The sequence below is a fragment of the Roseixanthobacter pseudopolyaromaticivorans genome, assembly GCF_043195145.2.
Lineage (GTDB): Bacteria > Pseudomonadota > Alphaproteobacteria > Rhizobiales > Xanthobacteraceae > NCEH01.
Window position 1 is genome coordinate 953984 of record NZ_CM195539.1, and the last position, 25725, is coordinate 979708.

Annotated in this window: 22 protein-coding genes and 3 tRNA genes; 21 read left to right on the plus strand and 4 right to left on the minus strand. The window is 64.5% G+C overall.

The genetic code is table 11. From position 1 onward, the window contains the following. The first annotated feature begins 64 nt into the window (after positions 1 to 64). From V5F68_RS04660 to V5F68_RS04700, 9 genes are all read left to right on the plus strand, one after another. Positions 65 to 733, plus strand: coding sequence for a glycoside hydrolase family 19 protein (locus tag V5F68_RS04660; RefSeq protein WP_394016044.1), 669 nt, complete (start codon positions 65 to 67; stop codon positions 731 to 733). A 264-nt stretch (positions 734 to 997) separates the two neighbouring features. After that, positions 998 to 1429: a hypothetical protein gene (locus tag V5F68_RS04665; RefSeq protein WP_394016043.1), complete on the plus strand. Its 432-nt coding sequence runs from the start codon at positions 998 to 1000 to the stop codon at positions 1427 to 1429. Positions 1430 to 1508: 79 nt separating this feature from the next. Then, on the plus strand, positions 1509 to 1637 hold the full coding sequence (locus V5F68_RS04670; RefSeq protein WP_394016042.1) for a hypothetical protein: 129 nt from the start codon (positions 1509 to 1511) through the stop codon (positions 1635 to 1637). Then, complete coding sequence (locus V5F68_RS04675; RefSeq protein WP_394016041.1) at positions 1637 to 1993, plus strand: hypothetical protein; 357 nt, start codon at positions 1637 to 1639, stop codon at positions 1991 to 1993. The genes V5F68_RS04670 and V5F68_RS04675 overlap by 1 nt, the downstream gene beginning before the upstream one ends. 27 nt (positions 1994 to 2020) lie before the next feature. Continuing rightward, the gene (locus tag V5F68_RS04680) at positions 2021 to 3271 is read left to right on the plus strand and encodes a helix-turn-helix domain-containing protein (RefSeq protein ID WP_394016040.1); all 1251 of its coding nucleotides are present in this window, start codon (positions 2021 to 2023) and stop codon (positions 3269 to 3271) included. Beyond that, complete coding sequence (locus V5F68_RS04685) at positions 3268 to 3483, plus strand: hypothetical protein (RefSeq protein WP_394016039.1); 216 nt, start codon at positions 3268 to 3270, stop codon at positions 3481 to 3483. Before V5F68_RS04680 ends, V5F68_RS04685 begins: the two co-directional genes overlap by 4 nt. Then, positions 3480 to 3842, plus strand: a complete 363-nt coding sequence (locus V5F68_RS04690; RefSeq protein WP_394016038.1) for a DUF1937 family protein — start codon at positions 3480 to 3482, stop codon at positions 3840 to 3842. The genes V5F68_RS04685 and V5F68_RS04690 overlap by 4 nt, the downstream gene beginning before the upstream one ends. Then, positions 3839 to 4141 carry a DUF6378 domain-containing protein gene (locus tag V5F68_RS04695; RefSeq protein WP_394016037.1) on the plus strand — a complete coding sequence of 101 codons (303 nt, stop codon included), beginning with the start codon at positions 3839 to 3841 and terminating at the stop codon, positions 4139 to 4141. Before V5F68_RS04690 ends, V5F68_RS04695 begins: the two co-directional genes overlap by 4 nt. A gap of 314 nt (positions 4142 to 4455) precedes the next feature. Continuing rightward, positions 4456 to 4839, plus strand: coding sequence for a nucleoside/nucleotide kinase family protein (locus V5F68_RS04700; protein WP_394016036.1), 384 nt, complete (start codon positions 4456 to 4458; stop codon positions 4837 to 4839). Positions 4840 to 5063: 224 nt separating this feature from the next. Here the strand turns inward: V5F68_RS04700 and V5F68_RS04705 are convergent, their stop codons facing one another. From V5F68_RS04705 to V5F68_RS04720, 4 genes are all read right to left on the minus strand, one after another. Further along, entirely contained in the window at positions 5064 to 5801 is a 738-nt protein-coding gene (locus V5F68_RS04705) for an SOS response-associated peptidase (protein ID WP_394016035.1), read from the minus strand. A gap of 809 nt (positions 5802 to 6610) precedes the next feature. Continuing rightward, the gene (locus V5F68_RS04710) at positions 6611 to 8281 is read right to left on the minus strand and encodes an MFS transporter (protein ID WP_394016034.1); all 1671 of its coding nucleotides are present in this window, start codon (positions 8279 to 8281) and stop codon (positions 6611 to 6613) included. Positions 8282 to 8587: 306 nt separating this feature from the next. Next, a complete protein-coding gene (gene rlmB, locus V5F68_RS04715; RefSeq protein WP_394016033.1) occupies positions 8588 to 9436 on the minus strand; it encodes a 23S rRNA (guanosine(2251)-2'-O)-methyltransferase RlmB in 849 nt (282 codons plus the stop codon). An 89-nt stretch (positions 9437 to 9525) separates the two neighbouring features. Beyond that, positions 9526 to 10314, minus strand: a complete 789-nt coding sequence (locus tag V5F68_RS04720) for a molybdate ABC transporter substrate-binding protein (protein WP_394016032.1) — start codon at positions 10312 to 10314, stop codon at positions 9526 to 9528. Positions 10315 to 10612: 298 nt separating this feature from the next. Between V5F68_RS04720 and V5F68_RS04725 the strand changes: the two genes are divergently transcribed. The 12 genes from V5F68_RS04725 to rpoC all read left to right on the plus strand — a co-directional run bounded on the left by V5F68_RS04725 (position 10613) and on the right by rpoC (position 25610). After that, positions 10613 to 10697 (plus strand) — tRNA-Tyr (locus V5F68_RS04725). 305 nt (positions 10698 to 11002) lie between these two features. Next, positions 11003 to 11076, plus strand: a tRNA-Gly gene (locus V5F68_RS04730). Positions 11077 to 11345: 269 nt separating this feature from the next. Further along, the gene (gene tuf, locus V5F68_RS04735; protein WP_509274666.1) at positions 11346 to 12536 is read left to right on the plus strand and encodes an elongation factor Tu; all 1191 of its coding nucleotides are present in this window, start codon (positions 11346 to 11348) and stop codon (positions 12534 to 12536) included. Positions 12537 to 12758: 222 nt separating this feature from the next. After that, positions 12759 to 12835 (plus strand) — tRNA-Trp (locus V5F68_RS04740). Between the two features lie 322 nt (positions 12836 to 13157). Beyond that, entirely contained in the window at positions 13158 to 13355 is a 198-nt protein-coding gene (gene secE, locus V5F68_RS04745; RefSeq protein WP_348846925.1) for a preprotein translocase subunit SecE, read from the plus strand. A gap of 8 nt (positions 13356 to 13363) precedes the next feature. Next, entirely contained in the window at positions 13364 to 13894 is a 531-nt protein-coding gene (gene nusG, locus V5F68_RS04750; protein ID WP_348846924.1) for a transcription termination/antitermination protein NusG, read from the plus strand. A 243-nt stretch (positions 13895 to 14137) separates the two neighbouring features. Further along, positions 14138 to 14587, plus strand: coding sequence for a 50S ribosomal protein L11 (gene rplK, locus V5F68_RS04755; protein ID WP_348846923.1), 450 nt, complete (start codon positions 14138 to 14140; stop codon positions 14585 to 14587). 5 nt (positions 14588 to 14592) lie between these two features. Then, entirely contained in the window at positions 14593 to 15291 is a 699-nt protein-coding gene (rplA, locus tag V5F68_RS04760; RefSeq protein WP_394013498.1) for a 50S ribosomal protein L1, read from the plus strand. 668 nt (positions 15292 to 15959) lie between these two features. Continuing rightward, entirely contained in the window at positions 15960 to 16478 is a 519-nt protein-coding gene (gene rplJ, locus V5F68_RS04765; protein WP_394013499.1) for a 50S ribosomal protein L10, read from the plus strand. A 54-nt stretch (positions 16479 to 16532) separates the two neighbouring features. Then, positions 16533 to 16910, plus strand: a complete 378-nt coding sequence (gene rplL, locus V5F68_RS04770; protein WP_394013500.1) for a 50S ribosomal protein L7/L12 — start codon at positions 16533 to 16535, stop codon at positions 16908 to 16910. Positions 16911 to 17170: 260 nt separating this feature from the next. Next, on the plus strand, positions 17171 to 21301 hold the full coding sequence (gene rpoB / locus V5F68_RS04775) for a DNA-directed RNA polymerase subunit beta (protein WP_394013501.1): 4131 nt from the start codon (positions 17171 to 17173) through the stop codon (positions 21299 to 21301). Positions 21302 to 21428: 127 nt separating this feature from the next. Continuing rightward, a complete protein-coding gene (gene rpoC, locus V5F68_RS04780) occupies positions 21429 to 25610 on the plus strand; it encodes a DNA-directed RNA polymerase subunit beta' (protein WP_394013502.1) in 4182 nt (1393 codons plus the stop codon). The last annotated feature ends 115 nt before the right edge of the window (positions 25611 to 25725 follow it).

Here is a 25725-nt window from a genome sequence, read left to right on the forward strand (position 1 = left end):
ATTTCTGGCCTGCCCGCCGCCCGCCGAGGCGGTTTTTTTATGCCCAAAATCTGAGGTGATCCCCATGCGAGCAATCGACGTGGTGCGCAAAATCGCGACCCGCGCACAGCCGGCCTATGTCGAAGCGCTGGACAAATATGCGGACGATCTGTTCGCCACCTACAGCCTCACGACAAATCTTCGTCTGTCGCATTTCCTCGCCCGATGTCTCTCCGAGACTGGCGGATTCCGGGTCCTGGTGGAAAGCGCCGGCTACACTGCCAAAAACCTGTCGGACCAATGGGATCGCGGGAACTGGCACAGGTACTTCCGCAGCAAGTCCGAGCTTGTCGCGCTCGCAGGGCAAGGCGAGAAGCTCTTCAACATCGTGTACGGCAACCGCATGGGCAATGGCGGCCCCGAGACTGGCGACGGGTATCGCTATCGCGGGCGCGGACCTCTCCAGACGACGGGCAAGGGCGCCTATGCGGAATATGGGAAGCGCATGGGCGTGGACCTCGTGTCCAATCCCGATGCGCTCTTGGAGCCTCAGAACATCCTTCTGCCCTCGCTTTACGAGTGGTCGGACGGAAACCTGAACGCCTACGCCGACAAGAACGATGCCCTGTCGATCGCCCGGATCATCAACGTCGGCACGGTGAAAACCAGCCAAATCCCCAACGGCTATCAGGATCAATTGGAATGGCTGGGATACGTCAAGCGCGCGCTCGCGGCCGGCGCCGCGGCGGCCTAAGCCGTCCGTCTTGGACCATTCGGCGACGGATCATTGTCGCCGTCCTCCTCTTCTGCGGCGGGGAAATCATCTACCTCACGGGCTGGGGGCAAGACCACGAACTCTCGCGCACGATCGCGAGCGGGGTGCTCCTGCTGATGGGGTCTACCATCGGCTCCTATGTCTTTGGCGCCGTGTGGGACGACCGCAACTTCCTGGCGCACCTGCGGGACATCGACAGCCCGTCCGACGATCCCCCACCTCCTTCTGGCTCCTGAGGGCTTCATGAACGTCATCGCCTGGACTCTGTCCTTCCTGTCGTCCGGCTGGGTGTCGGCGCTTGCCGGCCTCCTTGGACTGATCGGCGTAGGGGCCATCATCTATGGCCTTTTCCCTCTTCCCTATGGGCGCATCGCCTCGCTTGTTGGGGCGGCTCTTGTGGCGGGGGCGTGTTGGACCGCGGGCGTTGCTGCGGGCCAATCCATCAGCGAGGCCGCAGCCCTCCGAGAACAACTCGCCGCCGCGAACGTCCGCCTCCTCCAGATGCAGAAGCAGGCGGACGCCCTCCACCTCGATTCAATCGCGGCAGCCAGCAATGCCGCCGATATCACCGCGCTTGAAGGGAAAACACATGACCTGGAATCCCGCACGCCTGCTGGCGCCTGTCTTGATGACGCTACCGCTGATGGCCTGCGGGGTCTCTGGAGCGCCCCCTAAGATCGAACTCTCGGCAGTGCCGGCGGATCTTCGGACGTGCTTTTCCGAAGTGACAAAGAAGCCTCCGGGTTCCGGCGCCATGTCGGCGAAGGAGATCGTCACCCTGGTCGGGAAGCTGCGGGCCTCTGAGGTGCGCCTGTCCGGCTGCGGAAAACGGTTGCTGGCGCTCTATGACGCGGAAGCGGAAGCCATCGGCGGGGGCAAGTGATGGATTGGGGCAACATCGCCACGGCAGGCGCCGCCGTCTGCGCCCTCATCATCTTCTGGATGAACCTCTCCGATCGCATCAGCAAGGCCAGCTCCGCCGCTGAAACGGCGAACATCGTGGCGCAGAACGCCATCGCGAAAGCGGAAAATGCAGCGCAGACCGCCGGCATGAAAGCCGAGATGCTGTCGGCCGATCTGGCGAAGTTCCGGGAGCAGGTCGCCAAGGACTACGTCTCGCGAGAGTCCATGCGGGAGTTGGAAGACCGGGTCGTCGGCGCCATCGACAAGCTCGGGGACCGCTTCGATCGCATGTTTGAGGGCAAGCCACTCCCTCGTCCCCGCCGGACACAGGATTAACCCCCGAACATCGCGAGGCCAGAACCAATGGGCGTGCCCAAAGACGAAGCCAAAGCGCGGGAGGCTGTGGAGGCACTTGCGCGAAATCCAGGGAACAAGAGCGCGGCAGCGCGCGAGATCGGGATATCTCGGCAAGCATTTCGCGAACGGCTGGATAGTGCGGCCGCCCTCGGGATGCTCGGCACAAAGCCGGTCCTTCCGGGCTTTGTCATCACCAAAACATCCGCGGAACTCGACGAAAACGAAGAGGTTGTGCGCCAATGGGTGCAGCAGGAGCCGGCGCCAGGCGAGGAATTCGCGGTGCCAGCCGGCCACGTCGTCAAAGGCGTTTCCGCTTATGTGGACGCTGAGAACCGGATTATCGGGCAATGGATCAAGACGCGGGAAGGCGAACTCGACCCGCTCGCCATAGCCGATGCGATCAAGTCCGCCTTTTCAGATTATGAGCACGCCGCCGCACCCGTTCCGAGCCCGGCGCACGTCAGCGATGATCTGCTGACCCTGGTTCCTCTGGCAGACTGGCATATCGGCCTCTTCGCCTGGCGCGGCGAAACCGGGACCAATTGGGATCTGAAGATCGCCGAATCCGTCATCGGCGATGGCGTTGCCGATCTTGTCTCTCGGACACCCGCTTCGGGAAATGCAGTGGTGCTCGGCGGTGGCGACTTGATACATGCCGACAATAGCGAAAACAGGACATCGCGCTCGGGCCATTCTCTGGACGTGGACGGGCGCTACGACAAGGTGATTGGCGTCGCCTCCAGGCTCCTGGTGCGCACTGTGGACGCCTGCCTCGCACGCCACCAGCAGGTGACCGTCCGCATCCTCAAGGGCAACCACGACGAACACGCCAGCGTCGCGATCGCCTATTTCCTCTTGGGTTGGTATCGCAACGAGCCCCGCGTGACGGTGGACGTTGACCCGTCCCTATTCTGGTGGATGCGGTTCGGCCGCGTCCTCTTCGGCGCCACGCACGGCCACATGGTCAAGATCGGCAAGATGCCGTCCATCATGGCGCACCGTCGTGCCGAGGACTGGGGCGCTACCCAATTCCGGTATGTCCACGGATTCCACCTCCATCACTCCTCCAAGACCGCGACGGAAGGCGAGGGGGTGATCTGCGAGATCCACCAGAGCCCGGTCGCTCAAGACGCGTGGCATTTCGGCTCCGGCTTCCTGTCCGGGCGATCCCTCCAGGCGATCACATATCACCAGTCGTTTGGCGAGATCGGGCGCGCCCGCGTCGCGATCATGGATGCAGTGGGGGTGCCGGCATGAGCGAGGAATACGTGCCCGCAGACGAGGATATCATCGCCGTCCGCAGCCAAGCCATTCGGAATCTTCTCGCGGACATGAAGGGCACCCGTGATCCGAGAGTACGGGCGCTCATAGAAGAAACGATCGAGGTCGTGCTCTCGACCATGCGCCGCGAGGTCAAGGGCTCTGCCGTGCTGGCCTTTGAGCGCGCGGAACCGGGGAAACCCCTATGACATTAGACGATCTTCGCGGCCTTCCGAGCTTCGTATATCTCGCCACACCATACAGCCTCTATGGCGCCGGCCGCCCATCAGCCGCCTATGACGCCGCCCGGCATGCCGCGCATCTCGTAGAGCGCGGCATCAAGGTCTTCAGCCCGATCGTCCACTCGCACCATGTTGCAGAAATCGGGCGGATCGATCCGCTCTCTCATGATCTGTGGATGACGCAGAACGAACCGTTCATGCGGGCAGCAAGCGTTCTTGTCGCAGTCCGGTTGCCCGGCTGGGAGAAAAGCGTCGGCATGGCGATGGAAGCGGAGTTCTTCCAGCGCGCCGGCAAGCCGATCGTCGAGATGGAGGCGCTGCCTTGAACCGCTTCGAGTGTCTGGAATCCGCTGTCGCCGCCGTCACTCACCGGCAAGAGAGTTATGGGTCCCCAGAAGACAATGCCACGCTGATTGCAAGGCTTTGGGCGGCGATCCTCGGAGCGGATGTGGAGCCGTATCAGGTCGCCCTATGCATGGCGGCGGTAAAAATAGCTCGGCTTGCTAACGACCCGAGCCATTCGGACTCCTGGGTGGACCTCGCTGGATATGGCGCGTATGGGGCGGAGGTGGTCGATGGGGTCAATCTCACCACGAAACGCCCCGGAAAATGCCCGGATTTTTAGTGTAGCCCCAAGTCTTCGGTGCTATGTTGTTTAAGGAGGGCCAGTTATCATAGAGAGATTGCAAAATGAACTTTGTGCAACAGACGTTGACGCGTATTAGCTTCATCAACACGTGCTTAAACATGATCGACTGCCGCGAAGAGCGCTACCGGTCTGGCCCGCATCGTGACTTCATTGATAAGACAGAGTCAGTGAAGGCGCGGCTGCGCGCTGAGAAGGCCTCACTTGAGACTATTATCGCAGAATATTAACGGCGTTATGCCCTGTGATCCCGCCTCCCTTTCTAGGAGGCGGGGCATATTGGAGGCCATGCCTTGATCATTGGACTCACCGGACGCGCCGGTGTCGGCAAAACGACTGCGGCCGAGTATCTTGAGCGCGAGCATGGTTTCGTGCGGATGATTGCATCGGATCTGCGGACTCAGGCCTGGAGTGCGCCGGTGGCAGCACCTCGGGTCGTCGCGGATGACGTCAGGTTCACCAATGAGGCCGACGCAATTCGCGCGCGGGGCGGGATCATCGTGGAGATCCACCGGCCGGGCAGCGGCGACGTCACCGGGGCCGATCACATCAGCGAGGCGATGCCGATAGAGCCGGACTTGAGGGTTGTGAATCCACTCGGACCGGGTCTCTACCGGCGATTGGACGACCTTTACTCTTGGCTCGATTGGCATGCTCGGGATGCTGCGGCGAGCTAGACAATGCGGGTTATGCTCGCTTGCCTGAGTGCCATGCCGGCCGGCTCTCGATCTTACGGGAGCCGCAGCGAGAGCACCAAAACCGCCGCGCCATCGTCGGCACGAACAGGTAGCCGGGAAAGCGATCCACGTTGACCTCGGCGGAGTGATTGCAATCCAGGCAGGACACCAAGAGGTCCCGAACGCCATTCTCTCGCATGTTGGCGAGATCCATGGTGGGGCTGTCAGAGGACATCCGCCGGTCCGTCGTTCTTCGATCCGCGCGCGACCACCATGAGGGCGTTATCGGGCAGCGGTCGTTGCAGGCGGCAAGCCTCTTCCCATGGCGCAGTCAGCCACGCCTCAACCTCTTCCGGATCTGTGAGGATCGCCGGCATCGCCTTGGGGTGGATCGGTCCGACCACGGCATTCGGATCGGTTGTCAGGAATGCGAACAGGTCGATCGTCTCCAGGCCGGTCTTGATCTTGCGGACCGATGTCCACTGCGGCGTCCAGATGCCGGCGAAAAACGCGAGGGGGCGCGTCTCATCGCGCGCGAACCAGACGTCCCCTCCGGCGTCCCGATTGAACTCGCTAAAGCTCGTGAACGGGACGACGCATCGGCTCTCGACGCCGAGCCAGGGCTTCCAATGCTTGCTGGTGACGTTGCGCACATTGGTCGTGCCGCTGTCGGGCTCCATCCTCAACAGCTCATCAAAATCGACCAGCGCGCCCTTGGCGCGCAGCTTGTCGGCGCGGCGGGTTGCGGCGTCGAAGAGGGCTTTCTTTGAGCTGGGCATGCCCCAGCGGACCATTGCAAGCTCACGCGCCCCGTCTGTGGCATTGCGCACGATCGGTGCCAGCTGATCTGGAAATATGCCGCGCTGCGGCTGGAGATTTCCGATGCTGGAGTGCTCGCGGATGTAGCGCGTGAAATCCCGCATTGCCTGGAGCGTCGACGTCTGGCTGTACAGGTTGCACATTGCGGTACCCGGTCGCGGTTGTTCTCATTTCGTTCTCATGTGAGCTTGCCCCGAATGTAGGGGGTGAGTCCAGATGCGACGAAAGGGATCTCAGGTTCCACCGATCCTATTGGGCGAAGCAAAAGCGGCAAGCCCTGTCATCATCGCGGAATGCCCGATCTGCCGGCACAAGGTGCACCTGCCCTCTGCTTCGTTCCGCCAAGCTGACGCCACCCCTCTCTCCAAAATATCCAGCCGGATGCGGTGCACCGGGTGCAGCCGCCTGGGTGGGATCTCCCTGCATCCCATCCCTAGGGATTGGGTGCGATATTTAAGAGAGACAGGACAGGGCGAGAGGCTGCCGTTCTATGCGGCAATGATGCCGGAGTGATCCTGAGAACGGGTCGAGAACCTCGGAAATTGGGCTGTGCCGTGTGCCGTGCCGTGAAAAACCGATTACCGATACGATCGCGACGGAACACACGGCATCAGCGAGCGTTCTATGTCATTGTAGTATAAGATGTTTTTCTGACAAACAGGCGCTAGCCGGCGCTCACCAAGCTGGTTTACAAAACCGCTGCTCTACCGCTGAGCTAAACCGGCTTCGAGCCAGCGGGCCCTTTCGGCGCCGTGGCCATCTGCGGCATGCCTACCAGCGCACGGCGCCGGGAACAAGATGTCCTCGTCCCGCTCCCCAGCTGAGCGGCCTCGAACGGGGCCTGCAAACGCAGACGGCCCCGCCGAGGCGGGGCCGTCGCAGGCGAAGGGCCGGGGCAGCCGGCCATCCGCCCTGGGCCGGCCCGTGAGGGCCGACCGCCGGAGCGCTCCACTCAGTGCGAGTGCCAGTCGTCGAGGTTCCGGTTCTTGGTCTCCGGCACAAACAGCAGGCCGATGACGAAGGTCATCAAAGCGATGACGATCGGATACCAGAGGCCGTAGTAGATGTCGCCGGTGGCGGCCACCATGGCGAAGGCGGTGGCCGGCAGCAGGCCGCCGAACCAGCCGTTGCCGATGTGGTAGGGCAGCGACATGGAGGTGTAGCGGATACGGGTGGGGAACAATTCCACCAGCGCCGCCGCGATCGGCCCGTACACCATGGTCACGAAGATCACGAGCACGAACAGGATGCCGATGACCGCGGCCGGCTGCGGACGGAAGATGTCGAAGGGATGCGACATCTTCACGATGTTCGTATCGCCCGCCTTGGGATAGCCCGCAGCCTGCAGCGCGGCCGTGGTGGCCTTGCCGAAGTCCGGACCGAACGGCACCACCGTGTCGTTGATGCGGATCGTGGTGGGGGTGCCCGCGGGCGCCGCTTCGGTGGAGTAGCGCACCGAGGATTTGGCGAGGAAGTCACGCGCCAGATCGCACGGGGCGGTATAGACGCGGGTGCCCACCGGGTTGAACAGGCTGCCGCAGGTCGCGGGATCGGCGACCACCGCCACCTTCACCGACGTGATCGCCTTTTCCAGGGCCGGGTTGGCCGCGGTGGTGATCATGTTGAACAGCGGGAAGTAGCAGGAGGCGGCGATCAGGCAGCCCGCGAGGATGATCGGCTTGCGGCCGATCTTGTCCGACAGCCAGCCGAAGAACACGAAGAAGCCGGTGCCGAGCACGAGCGACCAGGCGATCAGCAGGTTGGCGGTGTAGCCGTCGACCTTCAGGATCGATTGCAGGAAGAACAGGGCATAGAACTGGCCCGTGTACCACACCACGCCCTGGCCGGCGGTGAGGCCGAGCAGCGCGATGATGACGAACTTCAGGTTCCGCCACTCGCCGAAGGCTTCCGAGAGCGGGGCCTTGGAGCCCGTGCCTTCTTCCTTCATGCGCTTGAAGGTGGGGGATTCGTTCAGGGTCAGACGGATCCACACCGACACGCCGAGCAGAGCGATGGAGATCAGGAACGGCACGCGCCAGCCCCAGGCCGCGAAGTCGGCTTCGCCCACCACGGAACGGGTGACGAGGATGACGATCAGCGACAGGAACAGGCCGAGCGTGGCCGTGGTCTGGATCCAGGAGGTGTAGAAGCCGCGACGGCCCTGCGGCGCATGTTCCGCCACATAGGTCGCCGCGCCGCCGTATTCGCCGCCGAGCGCGAGGCCCTGCAGCAGGCGCAGCGCGATCAGGATCACGGGAGCGGCAAAGCCGATGGTCGCCGCATTGGGCAGGATGCCGACGATGAAGGTCGACAGGCCCATGATCAGGATGGTGACGAGAAAGGTATATTTGCGCCCGACGAGATCGCCGAGACGGCCGAACACCAGCGCACCGAAGGGGCGCACAAGGAAGCCGGCGGCGAACGCCAGCAACGCGAAGATGTCGCGGGTCGCAGGGGGATAGGCGCTGAAGAATTGCGCGCCGATGATGGCCGCGAGAGAACCGTAGAGATAGAAGTCATACCATTCGAAAACCGTGCCCAGGGACGAGGCGAAGATGACCTTCTTCTCCTCCCGGGTCATCGGCACGCCCTTGGCGACGGGCCCCGCAGTCGTCACAGTCATGAAGTTTTCCTCCCTCAAGGATCGCCTGTCCTCCCCTCGGGGAGGTGGATCTGGCGGCGCGAACGCGGCGCGACTGGGCAATCCTGCGGGAACCGGCCATGGCTCCGGCGTGGAGCCGGAGTGGCATTTCCTCCCAAGTCTCGCCCTTCCGCGTCATTCGTGCGCGGATTGAATCGAACCGACGCTTTTGCGCCATGGGAGAAAGATGACTGAGCTTGATCGCCCGTGCGATTGGCAAATGGTCTTAGGTGCAGGGCGAAATATGGTGCGCTGCACGCAATATGGGCTGCCGGTCGACAGAAAAAGTCAGCCGGCTTTCTTCAAGGCGCGCCGGGCGATACCAAGCGAGAGCGCGGCGGCATTGGAGACATTCAGGCTCTTGATGGCGCCGGGCAGGTCGATCCGGGCCAGCACGTCGCAGGTCTCGCGGGTGAGCTGGCGCAGGCCCTTGCCCTCGGCGCCGAGCACAAGCGCAAGCGGCGCCCGCAGCTTGGTGTCCTCGAGGTCGGCCTCGCCTTCGCTGTCGAGGCCCACCACCAGCATGCCGTTCTCCTTCAGCTCGGTGAGCGCACGGGACAGATTGGTGACGAGGCAGAACGGCACGTGCTCCAGCCCGCCGGAGGCGCTTTTCGCCAGCACGCCGGTGGCCGGCGGGCTGTGGCGGGCGGTGGTGATGATGGCGCCCACGGCGAATGCCGCCGCCGAGCGCACGATCGCGCCCACATTGTGCGGGTCGGTGATCTGGTCGAGCACCAGCACGAGGTCGTGCTTGGCCGCCTGCCGCAGGGAGGGGGAGGGCAGGTGATCGCTGTGCACCAGCAGCCCCTGGTGGACCGCATCCGGGCCCAGCAATTTGTCGATGTCCCCCGGCCGCACCATTTCCGGCGCCATGGGCAGCTTGAAGCCTTCCTCGGCGAGGCGGTTGATGGCGTTCTCGGTCGCGAGGATCTTGCGGAACCGCCGCTTGGGGTTGGCGAGCGCCTCGGTCACCGTGTGCCAGCCGTAGAGCAAAGCGACATCGTCCTCGCCCTCCCATTTGGGCGGCGGGCCGCCGCCGCGGGGGCGGCGGGGCGGAAACGGGCGCTTGCCCGCCTTGTCGCCGAAGGCGGGGCGGGAGCCGGGACGGGACGGGGGGCGGCTTGGCCGATCAGACATGGCCACAGCGATGTCAGAGCCGGCCTTTGCGCGCAAGGGCCAAAGGACGCCGAACGGCCTCAAAGATGAGGCCGCGCGGGCGCGCCGGCTCAGGGACGGGGCGGCATCATGCCCATTTCCAACAGCACCTTGGCCGCCTTCGGGCCGGTGAGCGCGCCGATGAGCGCCTGCGCGGCCGCGCGATGCTGGGTGTCGGCGGCGATGGCGGCGGCATAGACGGTCTCGTTCTGGATTTCCGCCGGTAGCGGCCCCACCAGCACCACGCCCTTCACCGCGAGAATCTCGCTGATCTGGTGCAGGGCGAGATCCGCTTCCCCCGAGAGAAGGCGGTTCGCCACCAGCCCGCCGGCCACCGGCACACTTTTGGCCTTCATCTCCTGCGCGATGCCGAGCTGCTCGAACAGGCGGATCAGATAGGGTCCGCTCGATCCGCCGGAGGCCGGATCGATGAACGCGACCTTGCGAGCGTCGAGCAGCGCCTGACGGAACGCGGGAACCGTGGAAATGTCCGGCTTCGGTGCGCCCGCCGCAACCGCGACGCCGATGCCGACCCGCGCCACCTCCACCGACGGCCCGGCGGCGATGCGGCCGCTCTTGGCGAGGGCGTCGAGCGCCGACGGCGGCAGGATCACGAGATCGAACCGTTCTCCGCCCGCGATCCGCTTCACCAGCGCGCCGGCGGTGTCGTTATCCACAAGCAGGCTGTGGCCGCCGGCCGATTCGAAATCGGCTTTCAGCGCCATGAGCACGGGCTTGAACGCGCCGGCCGTCAGCACGGTGATGGTTGCCGCCGAGGCGGGCGGGGAGGCGCAGGCAAGGGCGAGGCCCAGCAAGGCGAACTGCAGGCGGGCGCTCTTGAAGATCCGGGATGCGATCATGAATGCCTCGGCTGGGGGCGGCTGGGCGCAGCCTGCCTATCTCCCCCAGCATGCCTTATCTATGGAGCAGGCGCGCGCTCCGCGCCGCGCGGCGCGCATCATCGTCACGCGTGGTGGACGAGGCCTCATTTCCGGTTGACTTGTGCGGGAGCCCCTCACATAAAGCCGATCCTTGTGACCCCGGAGCGCCGCTTCGGGGGCGCGGAAAAGGACCTGAGCCGGCTTCCGGTTCTGGGTCAGCGCTTGAACCCTCGGCCGGAAATCGGCAGGTGAGGGACAAGACGACGGGCGTCGATGTGGAGGGGTGCCCGAGTGGTTAAAGGGGACGGACTGTAAATCCGTTGGCTCTGCCTACGTTGGTTCAAATCCAACCCCCTCCACCACCCGTCGTCGTGCGCTGGGGCCGCGCATTTCCAGAATCCGAGGATCGTGGGTGCTGGCACAGCGCATTCGCCGCGCATGCTTGTTCGAGCGCGTGCCCACCGCGGGCGCCTGTGCATGGATCCCGGTGGGGCTTTTGCGACGGAATCTCCTGTGTTATGGCTGCCGCGCGCCATGATGGGGCATGCGGGAGCGGATGGCGGCGAGAAAAGCCGGGTTCGGTCCCGGCATCGGGGCGGCGGATCCTGGGCCGAAAGGCCGGAAACGTTCGCTTCGCCCGGCATGGTCCGCCCGCTTCGCGCGGTACGCGGGTGTAGCTCAATGGTAGAGCAACAGCCTTCCAAGCTGATGACGAGGGTTCGATTCCCTTCACCCGCTCCAGATCATGTGCCGTCGCCGGCCCATGCGCCAAGCCGAGCGTTCCGCGTTTTTTGACGGGCGCACGGCCGCAGGGAGGGCCAGGGCGCGTGGCGCGAATCGGGGCGGAAGATGTGTCGATGCCTGCCGCATTTGGCGTCCGACATGGTGTTCCGCATGCCACCTGCGCGCTTCGGGCGCAGGCCGGGTCTTGCGAACTTTCCCGAAACCCCCTATCCCACGGCGGCCTTTTTGCAGCCTGATACGGCGCCACCGAAGGACTGAGAGAGAAGATGGCCAAAGCAAAATTTGAACGCAACAAGCCGCACTGCAACATCGGCACCATTGGTCACGTTGATCATGGCAAGACGTCCCTGACGGCCGCGATCACGAAGGTGCTTGCGGAAGCGGGTGGCGCGACGTTCACGGCGTACGACCAGATCGACAAGGCGCCTGAAGAGAAGGCGCGCGGCATCACGATTTCGACGGCGCACGTGGAATACGAGACCGCGAACCGCCACTATGCGCACGTGGACTGCCCCGGCCACGCCGACTATGTGAAGAACATGATCACGGGTGCGGCGCAGATGGACGGCGCGATCCTGGTGGTGTCGGCTGCCGACGGCCCGATGCCGCAGACCCGCGAGCACATCCTGCTTGCGCGCCAGGTGGGCGTGCCTGCGCTGGTGGTGTTCCTGAACAAGTGCGACATGGTGGACGATCCCGAGCTGCTCGAGCTCGTGGAGATGGAAGTGCGCGAGCTTCTGTCGAAGTACGACTTCCCGGGCGACGACATCCCGATCATCCACGGCTCGGCGCTGATGGCGCTCGAGGGCAAGTCCCCCGAGCTGGGCCATGAGGCGGTTCTCAAGCTGATGGCGGCGGTGGACAGCTACATCCCGCAGCCGGAGCGTCCGGTTGACCTGCCGTTCCTGATGCCGATCGAGGACGTGTTCTCGATCTCTGGCCGCGGCACGGTTGTGACGGGTCGCGTGGAGCGCGGGATCATCAAGGTGGGCGAGGAAGTCGAGATCGTCGGCATCCGCCCGACCACCAAGACCACGGTGACCGGCGTCGAAATGTTCCGCAAGCTGCTGGACCAGGGCCAGGCGGGCGACAACGTGGGCATCCTGGTGCGTGGCACCAAGCGCGAGGACGTGGAGCGCGGCCAGGTGGTGTGCAAGCCGGGTTCGGTGAAGCCGCACACGAAGTTCAAGGCCGAAGCCTACATCCTGACGAAGGAAGAAGGCGGCCGTCATACGCCGTTCTTCACCAACTACCGCCCGCAGTTCTACTTCCGCACGACGGACGTGACGGGCATCTGCACGCTTCCCGAGGGCACCGAAATGGTGATGCCCGGGGACAATGTTTCGATGGACGTGGCCCTGATCGTTCCCATCGCCATGGAGGAGAAGCTGCGCTTCGCCATCCGTGAAGGTGGCCGGACCGTCGGCGCTGGCGTCGTCGCTTCAATCATCGAGTGATCTGGCGCCGCAAGGCGTTTGGACGGGACGGGCCGGCTGCAAAGCCGGCCCGTTTTCGTTCCGGCACCCATTTCCTTTTCCGCCCGCGGCGGTTGGGGATAGCCCGCAGGCTCCCCTGCGACCCCTCTTTACAGATGCTGTTTCGCTGACTAGACACAAGGCCCCGATGCGCTGGGTCGTTTTCCCGGCGCGGGGGTGCTTACCCCTCGCGTGCGCGGGCCTAGGAGTGTAGCTCAACTGGTTAGAGCACCGGTCTCCAAAACCGGGGGTTGGGGGTTCGAGTCCCTCCACTCCTGCCAGGCGCGGCGAAGGTTTAGGCAGTCGAGGGCAAGGCAGGCAGACATCCGGCGCGGCGAAAGCGGGCGGCCGGACGGACCGGGAAGACACCGCGGCTTGATTTGCCAGCCGGCGCATTTCCTGATCCACAAAGGGAATGACCCGTGGCGCACCGGCGAATGCCGGCGCCACGAAGCCGGGAAAGCCCGGTCCGTATTCCGCGAAGGCGCTCCGGCTCCGGGCGGAGATGGTTTTGGAACGGCCGACCCAGGGCTTCTGCTCCGGGCGCCGCCAGCGAGGAGAAGGTATCGCGCGGGCGCAGGTTCGCGGAGATGCCGAGGCGACATGGCGAAGATCAGCCCCACCGAGTTCTTTCAGCAGGTTCGCACCGAAACCCGGAAGGTGACCTGGCCGACCCGGCGCGAAACCCTCATCACCACCGCCATGGTGTTCCTGATGGTGCTGATCGCGTCCGTATTCTTCCTTATCGCCGATCAGGTGATGCGCTTCGGCATCAGCCTGCTCCTGAATATCGGCCACTGAGAGCGCCCATGTCCTACCGGTGGTACATCGTTCACGCCTATTCGAACTTCGAGAAGAAGGTCGCCGATTCGATCCGCGAGCAGGCGGAGCAACGCGGGCTGACCGACCTGTTCGAGCAGATCCTGGTGCCCACCGAGAAGGTGGTGGAAGTGCGCCGCGGCCGGAAGGTCGATGCCGAGCGCAAGTTCTTCCCCGGCTACGTGCTGGTGAAGATGGACCTCACCGACGAGGCGTTCCACCTCATCAAGAACACGCCCAAGGTGACCGGCTTCCTCGGCGCCGACAACAAGCCGATGCCGATCTCCGAGAAGGAGGCCATGCGCATCCTTCAGCAGGTCCAGGAAGGCATCGAGCGGCCGAAGCCGTCCATCAGCTACGAGGTCGGCGAGACCGTGAAGGTCTCCGACGGCCCGTTCGCCTCCTTCAACGGCATCGTCGAGGAAGTGGACGAGGGGCGCTCGCGCCTCAAGGTGGCGGTCTCCATCTTCGGCCGCGCCACGCCGGTGGAACTGGAGTTCGGCCAGGTCGAGAAGGTCTGAGCCCGATCCGGGCTCGCGGCCGGCCACCCTTGCGCCGGCGCGACAATTCCATTATGTGACCCGCTCCCTGCCCGGCCCCGGATTTCCGATCCGGGGCCGGACAGGTTTTTCGGTCTCTCCTTCTTAGGGAGCGGCCAGCGTGGGAGGTGACGGAGCGTCTCGCCAAACGCTCCTGCGACCCGCACCACGCACCCCGGTCCGAACCGCCGCGCGCGGCTTCGGCCATGTTACGGGAGTTTTGAAATGGCGAAGAAAATCACCGGTTACGTCAAGCTGCAGGTTGCGGCTGGCAGCGCCAACCCGGCGCCCCCGATCGGACCCGCGCTCGGCCAGCGCGGTCTGAACATCATGGAATTCTGCAAGGCGTTCAACGCCCAGACGGCGAAGGAAGAGAAGGGGATGCCCATCCCCGTCGTCATCACCGTCTATCAGGATCGCTCCTTCACGTTCGAGCTGAAGACCCCGCCGATCTCCTACTTCCTCAAGAAGGCCGCCGGCCTCGAGACGAAGAAGAAGCCCGGCTCGGGCTCGAAGACGCCCGGCAAGGGCGCCTTCGTCGGCAAGGTCACGCGCGCCCAGCTCGCGGAGATCGCCGAGAAGAAGATGAAGGATCTGAACTGCGATTCCGTGGAAGCGGCCGTTCAGATGATCGAAGGCTCGGCCCGCTCCATGGGCCTCCAGGTTCAGGGGTGAGCACGATGGCGAACCAAGGCAAGCGCATCCGCGCAGCTCACGAAGGCATCGACCGCCTCAAGCTCTATGGCCTCGACGAGGCCCTGACGCTCCTCAAGGAGCGCACCACCGCCAAGTTCGACGAGACCATCGAGGTCGCGCTGAACCTGGGCGTGGACCCGCGACATGCGGACCAGATGGTCCGCGGCGTGTGCAACCTGCCGAACGGCTCGGGCCGTACCGTGCGCGTGGCGGTGTTCGCCCGCGGCGCCAAGGCTGACGAAGCCAAGGCGGCGGGCGCCGATATCGTCGGCGCGGAAGACCTGCTGGAGACCATCCAGGGCGGCACGATCGATTTCGATCGCTGCATCGCGACCCCGGACCTGATGCCGCTGGTCGGCCGTCTCGGCAAGATCCTCGGCCCGCGCGGCCTGATGCCGAACCCCAAGGTCGGCACCGTGACCATGGACGTGAAGGGCGCCGTCGCCGCTGCCAAGGGCGGCGCGGTGGAGTTCCGCGTCGAGAAGGCCGGCATCATCCATGGCGGCATCGGCAAGGCCTCGTTCCCGGCCGACAAGCTGGCCGAAAACATCCGCGCCTTCGTGGACGCGGTGGTGAAGGCCCGTCCGACCGGCGCCAAGGGCACTTATGTGCAGCGCGTCGCCGTGTCTTCGACCATGGGCCCGGGCATCAAGGTGGAGCCCTCCACCGTGCTCAGCGCCTGAGCGTCCCGCACGCAGGAATGAAGAGGCCGGGCCAGCGCCCGGCCTTTTTTCTTGAGCGGGGAGAGGGTTCTGGCGGGGCCTGCGTCGCAGCCGGCTGTGTCAGGATTTTCGGCTGGTCAAGCAAAAAATGCGAAAAGGGCGTGACAAGTCGCGCCCGAGCCTCTATATGGCATGTTTCGCTGGTGTGGAAACGCACCCGCGTGAATAGATCGAGCTTCCACCCGGAAACGGGTGGAGGGGCTGGGAGGGTTCGCCCGCCCGGCCTCATTGCCTGTCTGATCTGCCGGTTCTCGAACCGGGATATCGGAGAGGCAAGAGTCCTGTCCGAGACTGCAGGCGCCATGCTCGCATGGCTTAATCCTCGCCAGACAACCTCGCCCGAGGCTGTCCTCTGGAGGGCCAGCATAGACGGGGAAAACCGGATTTCGCGCGATGCGCACCCGCGTGTCGCAACAAGATCGGTTCGAACCAGTGCCTTGTGGCCGGTGACCCGGTTCCCGAGGGGACAGGGCATGTGAGCGTCGCGCGTGCGCGGCCGGCATGTCTGATGCGGATGTATTCCCCGTGGATATATCCTCGTGTTGACGTTTCCGGGAAGCGGACGAGCGGCAAGGCGCAACCGGTGGAGCCGGCTTTCGGTTCCACCACAGGCTTAAAGAGAGCCAGACGTGGATCGAGCGGAAAAACAACAGCTCGTCACGACGCTCACTGAAGTGTTTCAGAACACTTCGGTCGTCGTGGTGGCCCACTATTCCGGCCTCACCGTAGCTCAGCTGTCGAAACTTCGTCGGCAGATGAAGCAGAACGGTGCGACCGTGAAGGTGGCGAAGAACCGCCTCGCCAAAATCGCTCTGGAAGGCTCCGACGTTGCCCACGTGGCGACCCTGCTCAAGGGTCCCACGCTGATCGCTTATTCCAGCGATCCCGTGGCAGCGCCGAAGGTTGCCGTCGAGTTTGCCAAGGGCAACGACAAGTTCGTTATCCTCGGCGGCGCGATGGGCAAAACGGCCCTGAATCCGGATGGTGTGAAGGCTCTGGCCACCATGCCCTCCCTGGATGAGCTGCGTGCGAAGCTGGTCGGCCTTATCCAGGCCCCGGCCACCAAGATCGCCCAGCTCACCACCGCGCCGGCAGCAAAGCTTGCCCGCGTGTTCGGGGCCTATGCCAAGCAGGACGAGGCCGCGTGAGGCGGTTGGATCTCGCAAACCTGAATTTCGAACCTATCTTAGGAAGACACGACAATGGCTGACCTGACCAAGCTCGTTGACGAGCTGTCCTCCCTCACCGTCCTCGAGGCCGCCGAGCTGGCGAAGCTCCTCGAAGAGAAGTGGGGCGTTTCCGCCGCTGCCGCCGTTGCGGTTGCGGCTGCTCCCGGCGCCGGCGCCGCTGCGGCCCCGGTCGAAGAGCAGACCGAGTTCACGGTCATGCTCGCCGCTGCCGGCGACAAGAAGATCGAAGTCATCAAGGAAGTCCGCGCCATCACCGGCCTGGGCCTCAAGGAAGCCAAGGACCTCGTCGAGGCCGCTCCCAAAGCCGTCAAGGAAGGGATCGCCAAGGACGAGGCCGAGAAGCTCAAGGCCCAGCTCGAGAAGGCTGGCGCCAAGGTCGAGCTCAAGTGAGCTTTTGAAAGCGAGGCGGCCCCGGATCTTCCGGGGCCGCTTCATCTGTCCCGGCGGGGGTCTGGCCGGGGCGGGGAAGGTACAGGACGGTTCTCCCGGTCGCCGCGCAGGCGACGACCCGGCGAGCCGTTGCAGGCGCAGGGGAATGGCTCTCGGGCCCCCAACCTCTGCGTCGCGGGAGCAATGGCGGTCTTATGGGCCGGAGCGAGTGCCTCGTCGGGGCGCGTTCCGTGCAAGGGCCAGGACGGACGAGGATCGAGATGGCGCAAACGTTCACCGGTCGCAAGCGGATCCGCAAATTCTTCGGAAAGATCAAGGAAGTCGCGCAGATGCCGAACCTCATCGAGGTTCAGAAGGCATCCTACGACCAATTCCTCCAGATCGAGGAGCCGAAGGGCGGGCGCGTGGACGACGGTCTCCAGGCGGTGTTCAAGTCGGTATTCCCCATCTCTGACTTTTCCGGCGCGGCCATGCTGGAATTCGTCAAGTATGAGTTCGAGCAGCCCAAGTACGACGTGGACGAGTGCCGCCAGCGCGGCATGACGTTCGCTGCCCCCTTGAAGGTGACGCTGCGTCTGATCGTGTTCGATGTCGATCCCGACACTGGCGCGAAGTCCGTGAAGGACATCAAGGAGCAGGACGTCTACACTGGCGACATCCCGCTGATGACCATGAACGGCACGTTCATCGTCAACGGCACGGAGCGCGTCATCGTCTCGCAGATGCACCGTTCGCCGGGCGTCTTCTTCGACCATGACAAGGGCAAGACCCATTCCTCGGGCAAGCTTCTGTTCGCCGCCCGCATCATTCCCTATCGCGGCTCCTGGCTCGACATCGAGTTCGACGCCAAGGACATCGTGCACGCGCGCATCGACCGTCGCCGCAAGATCCCGGTGACGAGCCTGCTGTATGCGCTCGGCCTCGATTCCGAAGAGATCCTCGACACCTTCTACGAGAAGATCCTCTATTCCCGTGCGAAGGACGGATGGCGCATGCCGTTCGATCCCAAGCGCATGAAGGGCTACAAGGCGGTCTCCGACCTGGTCGACGCCGACACCGGCGAAGTCGTGGTCGAAGCCGGCAAGAAGCTGACCGTGCGCGCCGCCCGCCAGCTCGCCGAGAAGGGCCTGAAGGCCCTGAAGATCTCCGACGAGGAAATGGTCGGCCAGTTCATCGCGGAAGATCTCGTGAACGCCTCCACCGGCGAAATCCACGCCGAGGCCGGCGAGGAGATCACCGAAAAGCTGCTGAAGGCGCTCGAAGAGGCCGGGTATAACGAGATCCCGATCCTCGACATCGACCACGTCAACACCGGCGCCTACATCCGCAACACCCTGGCGGTGGACAAGAACGTCACGCGCGAGGACGCGCTGTTCGACATCTATCGCGTCATGCGCCCCGGCGAGCCGCCGACGCTCGACAGCGCGCAGGCGATGTTCCATTCGCTGTTCTTCGATTCCGAGCGCTACGACCTCTCGGCCGTGGGCCGCGTGAAGATGAACATGCGCCTGGACCTCGACGCCGAGGACACGGTGCGCATCCTGCGCCGCGAGGACATTCTCGCGGTCATCCGCACGCTCGTGGAATTGCGCGACGGCAAGGGCGAGATCGACGATATCGACCATCTCGGCAATCGCCGCGTGCGCTCGGTCGGCGAGCTGATGGAGAATCAGTATCGCGTCGGCCTGCTGCGCATGGAGCGCGCCATCAAGGAGCGCATGTCGTCGGTCGACATCGACACCGTGATGCCGCAGGACCTGATCAATGCGAAGCCGGTGGCGGCGGCGGTGCGCGAGTTCTTCGGCTCGTCCCAGCTCTCGCAGTTCATGGACCAGACCAACCCGCTCTCCGAGATCACCCACAAGCGCCGCCTCTCGGCGCTTGGCCCGGGCGGTCTGACGCGTGAGCGCGCCGGCTTCGAAGTCCGCGACGTGCATCCGACCCATTACGGCCGCATCTGCCCGATCGAGACGCCGGAAGGCCCGAACATCGGCCTGATCAACTCGCTGGCGACCTTCGCGCGCGTCAACAAGTACGGCTTCATCGAGGCGCCCTATCGCCGCGTCCACGACAGCCGCGTGACCGACGAAGTGGTCTATCTCTCCGCCATGGAGGAGGGGAAGTACCACGTCGCGCAGGCCAATATCCCGCTCGATAAGGACGGCCGGTTCGAGGAAGACCTGATCGTCTGCCGTCATGCCGGCGACGTGCTGCTGGTCCCGCCGGACCGTGTGGACTTCATGGACGTGTCGCCCAAGCAATTGGTGTCGGTCGCGGCTGCGCTGATCCCGTTCCTTGAGAACGACGACGCGAACCGCGCGCTGATGGGCTCGAACATGCAGCGCCAGGCGGTGCCGCTTGTGCGCTCCCAGGCGCCGCTGGTCGGCACGGGCATGGAAGCGGTCGTGGCGCGGGACTCGGGTGCTGCCATCGCAGCGCGCCGTACCGGTGTGATCGATCAGGTGGACGCCACCCGTATCGTTATCCGCGCCACCGAGGAGGCTGATCCCTCCAAGTCGGGCGTCGATATCTATCGCCTGATGAAGTTCCAGCGTTCCAACCAGTCCACCTGCATCAACCAGCGTCCGCTGGTGCGTGTCGGCGACCAGGTGAACAAGGGCGACATCATCGCCGACGGTCCCTCGACCGAGCTCGGCGAACTGGCCCTTGGCCGGAACGTGCTCGTCGCGTTCATGCCGTGGAACGGCTACAACTTCGAAGATTCCATCCTGCTCTCGGAGAACATCGTCAAGGAAGACGTGTTCACCTCGATCCACATCGAGGAATTCGAGGCGATGGCCCGCGACACGAAGCTCGGCCCTGAGGAAATCACCCGCGATATTCCCAACGTTTCGGAAGAAGCGCTGAAGAATCTCGACGAGGCCGGCATCGTCTATATCGGCGCGGAAGTGCGCGCCGGCGACATCCTGGTGGGCAAGATCACCCCCAAGGGCGAAAGCCCGATGACGCCGGAAGAAAAGCTCCTGCGCGCCATCTTCGGCGAAAAGGCCGCGGACGTCCGCGACACCTCCCTGCGGCTGCCCCCCGGCACCACCGGGACGATCGTGGAAGTGCGCGTGTTCAACCGCCACGGCGTGGATAAGGACGAGCGCGCGCTTGCCATCGAGCGGGAAGAGATCGAGCGTCTCGCCAAGGACCGCGACGACGAGCAGGCGATCCTGGATCGCAACGTCTACGGCCGCTTGACCGAGCTGCTGGACGGCAAGGTGGCGATCGCCGGCCCGAAGGGCTTCAAGAAGGACACCGAGGTGACGCGGGCCGCGCTCACCGAGTATCCGCGCTCGCAATGGTGGTTGTTCGCCATCGCCGACGACGCGCTGATGGCCGAGATCGAAGCCATTCGCGCGCAGTACGACGAATCGAAGAAGCGCCTCGAGCAGCGCTTCCTCGACAAGGTGGAGAAGCTCCAGCGCGGCGACGAGCTGCCCCCCGGCGTGATGAAGATGGTCAAGGTCTTCGTCGCGGTGAAGCGCAAGATCCAGCCCGGCGACAAGATGGCCGGACGCCACGGCAACAAGGGCGTGGTCTCGCGCATCGTGCCGGTGGAGGACATGCCGTTCCTGGAAGACGGGACCAATGTGGACATCGTGCTGAACCCGCTGGGCGTGCCGAGCCGCATGAACGTCGGCCAGATCCTGGAGACGCATCTGGGCTGGGCCTGCGCGGGCCTCGGCCGGCAGGTGGCCGCCGCCATGGATGCCTATTACGGCAAGAAGGACCTGGCGCCGGTGCGTGAGACGCTCGAGACCATCTATGGTCCCGAGGACATCACCGTGCTGGACGAGGGCCAGGTGCTGGAGCTGGGCGAGAACCTCCGCAAGGGCGTGCCGATGGCGACCCCGGTGTTCGACGGCGCCCACGAAGCGGACATCGAGATCCAGCTGGAGAAGGCGGGCCTCGACCGCTCCGGCCAGTCCACGCTGTTCGACGGGCGCACCGGCGAGCCGTTCGATCGTAAGGTCACGGTCGGCTACATCTACATGCTGAAGCTGCACCATCTCGTGGACGACAAGATCCACGCGCGCTCCATCGGCCCCTACTCGCTCGTGACCCAGCAGCCGCTGGGTGGCAAGGCGCAGTTCGGCGGCCAGCGCTTCGGCGAAATGGAGGTGTGGGCGCTCGAAGCCTATGGCGCGGCCTACACGCTCCAGGAGATGCTGACGGTGAAGTCGGACGACGTCGCCGGCCGCACCAAGGTCTACGAATCCATCGTGCGCGGCGAGGATTCCTTCGAGAGCGGCATCCCCGAGAGCTTCAACGTTCTCGTGAAGGAAATGCGCTCGCTGGGCCTCAACGTCGAGCTGGTGAATTCCAAGACCGGGCGCAACGTCAGCCCCGGAACCCGCGAAAATCTGCCCGCGGCCGAATGAGGCCGCGCCTGTCGGAAGGCGGGGGCGCGGCGCGCCTTCGCTCTCCTGCCGATAAGATCCTGCATTTTCCGGTCGAAACCCCATCAGGCGGCATGAGGGGCGAGCGACCGAGCCGAAGGAGACGGTCATGAATCAAGAGGTGATGAATCTCTTCAATCCGGCGACCCCGGCTCCGACCTTTGATCAGATCAAGATCTCGATCGCGAGCCCGGACAAGATCGCGTCGTGGTCCTACGGCGAGATCAAGAAGCCGGAGACCATCAACTACCGCACGTTCAAGCCCGAGCGTGACGGCTTGTTCTGCGCGCGCATCTTCGGTCCCATCAAGGACTACGAGTGCCTGTGCGGCAAGTACAAGCGCATGAAGTATAAGGGCATCATCTGCGAGAAGTGCGGCGTGGAAGTCACGCTCTCGCGGGTGCGGCGCGAGCGCATGGGCCATATCGAGCTCGCCGCTCCGGTGGCGCACATCTGGTTCCTGAAGTCGCTCCCGAGCCGCATCGGCCTGCTGCTCGACATGACGCTGAAGGACCTCGAGCGCATCCTGTACTTCGAATATTTCGTCGTGCTGGAGCCCGGCCTGACGCCGCTGAAGTATCGTCAGCTCCTCTCGGAGGACGATTATCTGCGCGCCCAGGACGAGTACGGGGATGACAGCTTCACCGCCATGATCGGCGCGGAAGCCATCCGCGAGCTGCTGCGCTCCATGGACCTCGACAAGATCGCCGCCGATTTGCGCGTCGAGATCGCCGAGAGCACCACCGAGCTGAAGCCCAAGAAGCTCGCCAAGCGCCTGAAGATCGTCGAGGCCTTCCAGCTCTCCGGCAACAAGCCGGAATGGATGATCCTCACCCATGTGCCGGTGATCCCGCCGGACCTGCGCCCGCTCGTCCCGCTGGACGGCGGCCGGTTCGCGACCTCGGACCTGAACGATCTCTATCGCCGCGTCATCAACCGCAACAACCGCCTGAAGCGCCTGATCGAGCTGCGCGCGCCGGACATCATCATCCGCAACGAGAAGCGCATGCTTCAGGAAGCGGTGGATGCGCTGTTCGACAACGGCCGTCGTGGCCGCGTCATCACGGGCGCCAACAAGCGCCCGCTGAAGTCGCTCGCCGATATGCTGAAGGGCAAGCAGGGCCGGTTCCGCCAGAACCTGCTCGGCAAGCGCGTGGACTATTCCGGCCGCTCGGTCATCGTGGTGGGCCCGGAGCTGAAGCTGCACCAGTGCGGCCTGCCCAAGAAGATGGCGCTGGAGCTGTTCAAGCCCTTCATCTACGCCCGTCTCGACGCCAAGGGCCATTCGGCCACCGTCAAGCAGGCGAAGAAGCTGGTGGAGAAGGAGCGTCCCGAGGTTTGGGATATCCTCGACGAGGTGATCCGCGAGCATCCCGTGATGCTCAACCGCGCCCCGACGCTCCACCGCCTCGGCATCCAGGCGTTCGAGCCGGTGCTGATCGAAGGCAAGGCGATCCAGCTGCACCCGCTGGTCTGCTCGGCCTTCAATGCGGACTTCGACGGCGACCAGATGGCGGTGCACGTTCCCCTCTCGCTGGAAGCCCAGCTCGAGGCCCGCGTGCTCATGATGTCGACCAACAACATCCTGCATCCGGCCAATGGTCAGCCGATCATCGTGCCGTCGCAGGACATCGTGCTCGGCCTCTATTATCTCTCGATCATGCGCGACAACGAGCCCGGCGAGGGCATGATGTTCGCGGACATGGGCGAGATCGACCATGCGCTCGCCGCCAAGGCGATCACCCTGCATACCAAGGTCAAGGGCCGGTATGTGGGCGTGGATGCCGACGGCAAGCGCATGTCCAAGATCTATGACACCACGCCCGGGCGCATGAAGCTCGGCGAACTGCTGCCGAAGCATCCCAAGGTTCCCTTCGACGTCGTCAACAAGGGTATGACGAAGAAGGAAATCTCCAACATGATCGACACGGTGTACCGTCACTGTGGGCAGAAGGAGAGCGTGATCTTCTGCGACAAGATCATGTCGCTCGGCTTCTACAATGCGTTCCGTGCGGGCATCTCCTTCGGCAAGGACGACATGGTCGTGCCGAAGAAGAAGTGGGAGCTGGTCGAGGAGACCCGCACCCTCACCAAGGAATATGAGCAGCAGTACAATGACGGCCTGATCACCCAGGGCGAGAAGTACAACAAGGTCGTCGATGCGTGGGGCAAGTGCACCGATCGCATCGCCGACGAGATGATGAAGGAAATCTCGGCGGTCCGTAAGGATCCCAAGACCGGGCGCGACCGCCAGATCAACTCGATCTACATGATGTCCCACTCCGGGGCGCGTGGGTCGCCAGCGCAGATGAAGCAGCTTGCCGGCATGCGTGGCCTCATGGCCAAGCCGTCGGGCGAGATCATCGAGAGCCCGATCATCTCGAACTTCAAGGAAGGCCTGACCGTGATGGAGTACTTCAACTCCACCCACGGTGCGCGTAAGGGCCTGGCCGACACCGCGCTCAAGACGGCGAACTCGGGTTACCTCACCCGCCGCCTCGTGGACGTGGCGCAGGATTCGATCATCACGGAAGTGGATTGCCACAGCGACAACGGCATCCACATGCGGGCCATCGTGGACAGCGGCCAGGTCGTGGCCTCGCTCTCCTCGCGTGTGCTCGGCCGTACCGCCGTGGAAGACGTGGTGGAGCCGGCGACCGGCGCCATCATCGTGCCCAAGGGCGAGATGATCCAGGAATGGCACATCGAGCGGATCAACAAGTCCGGCATCCAGGAAATCAAGATCCGCTCGGTGCTGACCTGCGAGACCCGCAACGGCGTGTGCGGCACCTGCTACGGGCGTGATCTCGCCCGCGGCACGCCGGTCAACATGGGCGAGGCGGTGGGCGTTATCGCCGCGCAGTCCATCGGCGAGCCGGGCACCCAGCTCACCATGCGTACCTTCCACATCGGCGGCGCCGCGCAGCTCGCGGACTCCTCCTTCGTGGAAAGCAACTTCGAGGGCACCGTCAAGATCCGCAACCGCAACGTGGCGCGGAACTCGGAAGGCGACCTCATCGTCATGGTGCGTAACCTGGCCGTGGTGATCGTCGATCAGGACGGCTCGGAGCGCGCGGTTCACCGCATCCAGTACGGATCGCGCCTGAAGGTGGACGAGGGCGACACCATCAAGCGCGGCCAGCGCATCGCGGAATGGGACCCCTATACCCGTCCCATCCTGACCGAGGTCGAGGGCACGGTGGCGTTCGAGGACCTGGTCGAAGGCGCCTCCATGAACGAGGCGATCGACGAGGCGACCGGCATCGCCAAGCGCGTCGTGACCGACAGCCGTGTCGGCCGCGGCTCGGAGCTTCGCCCGGCCATCCTCATCAAGGGGAAGGACGGCAAGATCCTCAAGCTCGCCCGTGGCGGCGAGGCGCGCTATTCGCTGCCGGTGGAAGCCATCATCTCGGTGGATCCGGGCAACACCATTCGCGCCGGCGACGTCGTCGCCCGCGTGCCGATGGAGAGCGCCAAGACCCGCGACATCACGGGCGGTCTGCCGCGCGTGGCGGAACTGTTCGAGGCGCGGCGTCCCAAGGATGCGGCGATCATCGCGGAAGTCAGCGGCACCATCCGCTTCGGCCGCGACTACAAGAACAAGCGCCGCCTCATCATCGAGCCGCAGGACGGTGGGGATCCGGTCGAGTACCTGATCCCGAAGGGCAAGCACATCCATCTCCAGGACGGCGACGTGGTGGAGAAGGGCGACTTCCTGGTGGACGGCAACCCGGCGCCGCACGACATTCTGGCGATCAAGGGCGTGGAAGAGCTCGCAGCCTTCCTCGTCAACGAGATCCAGGAGGTCTACCGGCTCCAGGGCGTGAACATCAACGACAAGCACATCGAAGTCATCGTCCGCAACATGCTCCAGAAGGTCGAAGTGGACGATTCCGGCGAGACCGAGTTCCTCGATAACGAGCAGGTTGACCGGATCGACTTCGCGGAAGCCAACGAGCGGGCCGTTGCCGAAGGCAAGAAGCCGGCGACGGGGCATCCGGTGCTGCTCGGCATCACCAAGGCGAGCCTGCAGACCCGCTCGTTCTTCTCGGCGGCCTCGTTCCAGGAAACCACCCGCGTCCTCACGGAAGCGGCGGTCAACGGCAAGGTCGATCCGCTGGACGGCCTGAAGGAAAACGTCATCGTCGGCCGGCTCATCCCGGCGGGCACGGGCGCGCAGATGGCGAAGCTGCGGGCGGTCGCGAACTCCCGCGACGACCTCATCGTCGCCACCCGCGAGCAGACCGACGGTCAGCCGCTGGTGGAAGGCCCCGCCGACGCCGCCGAGTGAGGCGGCGTCTTCGGGCCCAGGTCCGAGACGGGTTGCGCGAGGCGAGGTGCCTGGCGCTGATGGTTCAAGACACGAAAGGCCGCCCCTTGGGGCGGCCTTTTGCGTTTGAGCGGGC

Bases quoted from the DNA above. Each gene is read 5' to 3' on its own strand.
- V5F68_RS04660 (WP_394016044.1), top strand. From the start codon at position 65: ATGCGAGCAATCGACGTGGTGCGCAAAATCGCGACCCGCGCACAGCCG.
- V5F68_RS04665 (WP_394016043.1), top strand. From the start codon at position 998: ATGAACGTCATCGCCTGGACTCTGTCCTTCCTGTCGTCCGGCTGGGTG.
- V5F68_RS04670 (WP_394016042.1), top strand. From the start codon at position 1,509: ATGTCGGCGAAGGAGATCGTCACCCTGGTCGGGAAGCTGCGGGCCTCT.
- V5F68_RS04675 (WP_394016041.1), top strand. From the start codon at position 1,637: ATGGATTGGGGCAACATCGCCACGGCAGGCGCCGCCGTCTGCGCCCTC.
- V5F68_RS04680 (WP_394016040.1), top strand. From the start codon at position 2,021: ATGGGCGTGCCCAAAGACGAAGCCAAAGCGCGGGAGGCTGTGGAGGCA.
- V5F68_RS04685 (WP_394016039.1), top strand. From the start codon at position 3,268: ATGAGCGAGGAATACGTGCCCGCAGACGAGGATATCATCGCCGTCCGC.
- V5F68_RS04690 (WP_394016038.1), top strand. From the start codon at position 3,480: ATGACATTAGACGATCTTCGCGGCCTTCCGAGCTTCGTATATCTCGCC.
- V5F68_RS04705 (WP_394016035.1), bottom strand. From the start codon at position 5,801: ATGTGCAACCTGTACAGCCAGACGTCGACGCTCCAGGCAATGCGGGAT.
- V5F68_RS04710 (WP_394016034.1), bottom strand. From the start codon at position 8,281: ATGACTGTGACGACTGCGGGGCCCGTCGCCAAGGGCGTGCCGATGACC.
- rlmB (WP_394016033.1), bottom strand. From the start codon at position 9,436: ATGTCTGATCGGCCAAGCCGCCCCCCGTCCCGTCCCGGCTCCCGCCCC.
- V5F68_RS04720 (WP_394016032.1), bottom strand. From the start codon at position 10,314: ATGATCGCATCCCGGATCTTCAAGAGCGCCCGCCTGCAGTTCGCCTTG.
- tuf (WP_509274666.1), top strand. From the start codon at position 11,346: ATGGCCAAAGCAAAATTTGAACGCAACAAGCCGCACTGCAACATCGGC.
- secE (WP_348846925.1), top strand. From the start codon at position 13,158: ATGGCGAAGATCAGCCCCACCGAGTTCTTTCAGCAGGTTCGCACCGAA.
- nusG (WP_348846924.1), top strand. From the start codon at position 13,364: ATGTCCTACCGGTGGTACATCGTTCACGCCTATTCGAACTTCGAGAAG.
- rplK (WP_348846923.1), top strand. From the start codon at position 14,138: ATGGCGAAGAAAATCACCGGTTACGTCAAGCTGCAGGTTGCGGCTGGC.
- rplA (WP_394013498.1), top strand. From the start codon at position 14,593: ATGGCGAACCAAGGCAAGCGCATCCGCGCAGCTCACGAAGGCATCGAC.
- rplL (WP_394013500.1), top strand. From the start codon at position 16,533: ATGGCTGACCTGACCAAGCTCGTTGACGAGCTGTCCTCCCTCACCGTC.
- rpoB (WP_394013501.1), top strand. From the start codon at position 17,171: ATGGCGCAAACGTTCACCGGTCGCAAGCGGATCCGCAAATTCTTCGGA.
- rpoC (WP_394013502.1), top strand. From the start codon at position 21,429: ATGAATCAAGAGGTGATGAATCTCTTCAATCCGGCGACCCCGGCTCCG.